The following is a 2,010-nucleotide window of genomic DNA, read 5'->3' on the forward strand; positions in this document are numbered from 1 at the left end:
AATTTGAGCGCAATTGTGGCAAAATTCGCTTGAAAAAACGGTTAAATTTTAAATCCCGTTCTCATTTCGCGAATAAAATTTTACCCGGGCTGCGTAAAATTCCGACGTAAATTTATCCACTTTTGGCGCGCTAGGAGCGATAAGCTCTATCTGTATTCCCGCCCCTGACAAAAATTAGCAGAAGGATCAAATTTGACGGATCTTAAAATTTTGAATCAAATTTAAAAACCTAAAGCGGCGGAGCGCAAAATTTTAACTATATTTTTAAAATTTTATAAGCTTTGCAGGCTCTGCTAAAATCCAAATTTAACTCTAAGCATCGCCCTTTTTGTTGCGCTCCGTGATAAATTTAGCTAATAAATTTATCTCCAATTTACTCACTTCAAATAGCGCCGTGATTTTCTTTTCGGCTAGGTCTAAATTTTTATCGCAAACGACCTTGAAATATCTACGCAGCTCGGCGTAATCGCTTGGATTGCTGATCATAAAATTACAAAATAAACCGTTTTTGCCCTGTAAAAATATCATATCAAAAACGCTATCAATGCCCTTGCCAAAATGAAAAATGATCTGGGGCAAAAGCACTGCGCAGATCGTCGCTAAAATTATAAAAATAGATGTCACTACGGGCAGCACTACAAACATCGCCGCCATGATAACGACAAGAAATATTATGCCTGATTTACCGCCGACGCTATCTAGCCCGTAATGTATCGGAAGCGCGTAGGATACTGTTTTGTGAAGCTTTCGTATTTGACGCGGCGCAATTTCCGCAAAAATGTTACCGTCAATTATCTTGACGATTTTATCATTATAAAAATAGACATAAGCGTTTCTATAGAAATTCATATCGAATTTTCTCCTGCCTATGACGAGCAAAAAGCATAATGAAATTTTAAATATATCGGAGTTGCCGCCAAAAAATACGTTTCTTAAAATTCCGAAAGCCATTAATGCAAACATCAAAATAATCGAAATTTTTATGACCTGATTAGTTTCGTCTTTGATGACTAGCGGCTCTTTGTCGTAGTCTCTTGCAAATTTTCTCAGGCTTAAATTTAACTCATCTTGCATGCTCATTCCTATTTTGCCTGTGTAGTAAAATTCTACTACGGCTTTCTCACGCCAGACGCACAGGTTATTTCAGGCCAAAATTTTGCTTTATGTATATGTGCAAAATATCGATCGCAGCGGGCGTTACGCCGCTGATCTCGCTAGCGGCGAACAGCGTCGGCGGAGATAGACGGCTCAGCTTCTGCACTATCTCGTTGCTAAGCCCTCCGATCTTACTAAAATCGATCTGCGGCGGGATCGCGACACCCAGCAGTCCCTTCATCCTCTCGACCTCTGCGCGCTGCATCGCGATGTAGAAATGATACTTGCACTGCGTTAAAATTTCATCCAAAACCTCATCGCTAAAGCCCTCAAAATGCGGCGCCAGAGCAAGCAGACCCGCCTTTGAAAAGCCGCTTTGAGAGGCGATTTTTTGCAAGCTACAGCTTTGTGAAATGGGCTCTGCGCCGATACTTTGTAGTAGGCTAAGCGTCTGTTTCGAAGGGGTAATCTGTGTTTTTAGTAAAAATTCCATTCCGCTCTCCACGTCAAGCTTAAACTTGCGCGTCCGCTCGTAACTCGCCTCGTCTAAAAGCCCGATCTCGCGGCCGTATTCGCTTAGACGCAGCACGGCGTTGCCCTCGCGCAGCAGCAGGCGAAATTCCGCGCGCGAAGTAAACATTCGGTAAGGCTCGTTCGTGCCCTTGGTAACCAGATCGTCGATCAAAACGCCTATATACGCCTCATCCCTGCGCAAAATCAAAGGCTGCCGCTCGCGCAAATCAAGCACGGCGTTGATGCCCGCCATCAGCCCCTGTGCCGCGGCCTCCTCGTAGCCCGTGGTGCCGTTGATCTGCCCCGCTAAAAAAAGCCCGCGGATCTTTTTGGTCTCGAGGCTGTGTTTAAGCTCGGTAGGATCGATAAAATCGTACTCGATCGCATATCCGGGGCGGACGA

The 2,010-nt window shown here is 44.3% G+C and carries 2 protein-coding genes; both read right to left on the bottom strand.

What is annotated here, in order from left to right; translation table 11 throughout:
- Positions 1–312: 312 nt before the first annotated feature.
- Complete coding sequence (locus Q0614_RS04530; protein WP_298704692.1) at positions 313–1,074, bottom strand: hypothetical protein; 762 nt, start codon at positions 1,072–1,074, stop codon at positions 313–315.
- Between the two features lie 64 nt (positions 1,075–1,138).
- The coding region (locus Q0614_RS04535; protein WP_298786847.1) for an FAD-dependent oxidoreductase at positions 1,139–2,010 on the bottom strand (872 nt) is incomplete at its 5' end.

This window comes from uncultured Campylobacter sp. (assembly GCF_937997595.1).
In the GTDB taxonomy this organism is placed as follows: Bacteria; Campylobacterota; Campylobacteria; order Campylobacterales; family Campylobacteraceae; genus Campylobacter_B.

What these genes read in the sequence shown, in the direction of transcription:
- Q0614_RS04530 (WP_298704692.1), bottom strand. Translation starts at nt 1,074, where the DNA reads ATGCAAGATGAGTTAAATTTAAGCCTGAGAAAATTTGCAAGAGACTAC.